The 2,749-nt window shown below is 36.8% G+C and carries 4 protein-coding genes and 1 pseudogene; all 5 read right to left on the bottom strand.

Annotated elements, in window-relative coordinates; translation table 11 throughout:
* Window positions 1-312: 312 nt before the first annotated feature.
* Entirely contained in the window at window positions 313-756 is a 444-nt protein-coding gene (locus ACZYRN_RS19165; protein ID WP_488913177.1) for an ArpU family phage packaging/lysis transcriptional regulator, read from the bottom strand.
* Between the two features lie 16 nt (window positions 757-772).
* The gene (locus ACZYRN_RS19160) at window positions 773-961 is read right to left on the bottom strand and encodes a hypothetical protein (protein WP_488913176.1); all 189 of its coding nucleotides are present in this window, start codon (window positions 959-961) and stop codon (window positions 773-775) included.
* A gap of 106 nt (window positions 962-1,067) precedes the next feature.
* Window positions 1,068-1,754: a GGDEF domain-containing protein gene (locus tag ACZYRN_RS19155; RefSeq protein ID WP_488913175.1), complete on the bottom strand. Its 687-nt coding sequence runs from the start codon at window positions 1,752-1,754 to the stop codon at window positions 1,068-1,070.
* Window positions 1,755-2,033: 279 nt separating this feature from the next.
* Window positions 2,034-2,162, bottom strand: coding sequence for a hypothetical protein (locus tag ACZYRN_RS19150; RefSeq protein ID WP_488913174.1), 129 nt, complete (start codon window positions 2,160-2,162; stop codon window positions 2,034-2,036).
* 429 nt (window positions 2,163-2,591) lie between these two features.
* Window positions 2,592-2,749: pseudogene (locus tag ACZYRN_RS19145) on the bottom strand (GNAT family N-acetyltransferase); the annotation flags it as partial.

The raw sequence follows: 2,749 nt of genomic DNA, 5'->3' as shown, positions 1-2,749 counted from the left end.
GGATCAAGTAATTCGGGTAACTCATAGTGAACCTCCAGTATCTTGCTGACATCAGCAAGATACTGCGAATAATAGGTAAGCAGTACTTGCTCCTTTATTGTTAATTTGTTCATCTAATCCCTCCCCTTCCTTTACACATTCCCAGGAAAAAAAAGGCATAAACCTATCTAATTTGTTTGTCAAATAAAGACAAAAAACACCCACGGTTATCAGTGAGTGCCTCATTCCTTATATTTCCCTATTAACATAATAGCACCCCCATTAACAAAACGCGTGCCATTATGCGGCCAAAATCATGCCAAAAGTTTGCCACTAATTTTCTTCCCCTTTCACGACTTCAAGACGAAGCATGAAAGCGAGCTTGTAGAACGCTCTGGACTTCACTCGTCCGTAGGTTCTCGCGCTCATCCCTAATTCATCGTGGATCATGTAATCAAATGCGTCTTCATCCTCTAAATATCTCTTCTGTATAATTGCTCTTTCGATTCTGAAAAGACGATTTAATGCATGGTCTGAATTGATTTCCAGGTTCTCGATTTCTTGTTCCTTCTCGACATTCCATAAAGCTGTTTCCTCCGCAGGATTACCCACGGAATAAGTTTGGCCATGATAACGTGGAGTATAGGCAGGAGTGGTCTTCATTTCCCTTCTCATAAAGCCAATCTGTTTATAGATACGGACACTTTCTAGCACCTCTTCTACTTTCTTTTGCGTCTCTTTTCGATCGATCTCAGGTAAAAAAGAAATTTTTCCCATCGTGTAGATCCCTCCCTTAATGTTTATACGCTCCGCCTCTGCCACGTCTTAACGTCCCCATGTCCATTCCCATTAGACTTCTCAATTCACGCTGAGACAGCTTCTCCTGCTTCTTCTCTGATGGCTTTTCTTTTTTCCGTTTTTGCTTCATTTCCTGATGGTCCTTCTTCCATTGTTTTAGCTGCTCTTTTATCAGTGAATTCATCACAATCACTCCTTTTTGGCAAATAAAAAAGGACACCAAGCTCTAAAACAGGTGTAAACCTACTCTAAAGCTCAGTGCCCTCGGTTTTTCCGTTAGGCTAAAATATTCAGTTCATCTTTGTTGTACTCATTTGCTTATCATTCATTTTTAATTCATACATATTAGAATCAGCTATAGCCAACAAGTCGTTTAAACGGGTAGCGTCTGAAGGATATATCGCTTTACCTATTGAAACCGATATGTCGCTTTTATGCTGCCACTCCTCCCTTTTTATCTCATTTTTAAATTGATTTATTTTATTTATTACTACTTTTTCATCGGAAAATATAGAAAGAATGAGGAATTCATCCCCACCCCATCTAGCGATAATATCTTTTTGTTCAAAAGATTTGCATAAAATTTTTGATAGATGCTCTAGCACTTGATCTCCGTAGCCATGTCCGTAATTGTCGTTTATTTCTTTAAATTCATTAACATCTAACAGCAATATAGCGATATTTAACTTTCTTCTATTAACAAATGTCATTACTCGAGGGAACTTATCCAATAAATAGTGTCTGTTATATAATCCTGTGAGAGCGTCTCTGGTAGATAAATGTACATATTTATCATAACGCTTTCCAAAATACCAGGCTATAACTAATGGAATAAGCACTGGTATTGCAAATGGATAAGGTGCTCGTCCATAGTGTATTATGGCTATTCCCCTAATAAACAAATAAATGGCGGAAACAACTACTACACTTATAATCCTACCCCTATAGCTCGATACGTTATTAACTTTTAATCCCACTTATGTTCTCCTCTTCTATAAAGAGTTAATATTTAATCACATGTGCTAATGATAAATAACCCCCTTAAATAAACAATAAATTGTAAATGTGTCCAAGCATTTACAAGTCGTTATCTCTTATGAAAAAGAATACCATGTTCCCGAGCTTGATTCAAAAGTTTATTTTTACTGTTAATCAGCCATTTTTCATCGTACCGATTCCCATTTCTCCTAAAAGATTAAAAATAAGAATTATCCGTATCGATGTCTGCCACAGGTGTTCAAAAAAAGATTTCCATGTCACACCTTCCTTTTCTCTTTTGTCTCTAGACGGTCCACCTTGCCTCGTCGTAACGTCGATATATCCATTCCCATTAAACTTCTCAGTTCACGCTGAGACAGCTTCTGCTCTTTCAAACTTGAATTCATCACAATCGCTCCTTTTCTCAATAAAAAAGGACACCAAACTTTAAAGCAGGCGTAAACCTACTCTAAAGTTTGATGTCCGTCGGTTTTTCCGTTGGGACGTTTGTTATTTAGTTTTTACGTTTTATCCTCGTACTTCCCATCTCACAGATCACATTTTCACTATTTGAATCGTCATCGCATATACTGAAAACAAATAGGGGCTCTTTTTCCCTCCTATTTAAAAGCATTTTCTATTTCTTCTTCAGCAACTATTCTTATCTTGGAATAGTTGCTTTTGTTTGTACTGTTCAATTGCAACCTCACTCTTCAAATCATTGCTGCATATGCTAAAAATAGATAGGGGTCCCTCCTACTCAATCATTTACTTTGAAGCAACTATTTCCGTCCAAAAATAGTTGCTTTTTTGTTCGTACTGTTGACTAACAACTTCTACAAATCTTGCGATAATCGAACCATATCTCTGCACTGTATATCATTTTCAAAAATCTCTTCTGAATAGTGTTTGATGAAAAAATCTCTGTCAACACCAGTAATTCTAAAACCACATTTTTGATAGAGAGCTAATTGTCCTATACTTGAATTTCCAG

Source organism: Domibacillus sp. F004, assembly GCF_057814295.1.
Note: the sequence above shows the minus strand (reverse complement) of the source record. Positions and strands in the feature narration are given on the sequence as shown.

What these genes read in the sequence shown, in the direction of transcription:
- ACZYRN_RS19165 (WP_488913177.1), bottom strand. Translation starts at nt 756, where the DNA reads ATGGGAAAAATTTCTTTTTTACCTGAGATCGATCGAAAAGAGACGCAA.
- ACZYRN_RS19160 (WP_488913176.1), bottom strand. Translation starts at nt 961, where the DNA reads ATGAATTCACTGATAAAAGAGCAGCTAAAACAATGGAAGAAGGACCAT.
- ACZYRN_RS19150 (WP_488913174.1), bottom strand. Translation starts at nt 2,162, where the DNA reads ATGAATTCAAGTTTGAAAGAGCAGAAGCTGTCTCAGCGTGAACTGAGA.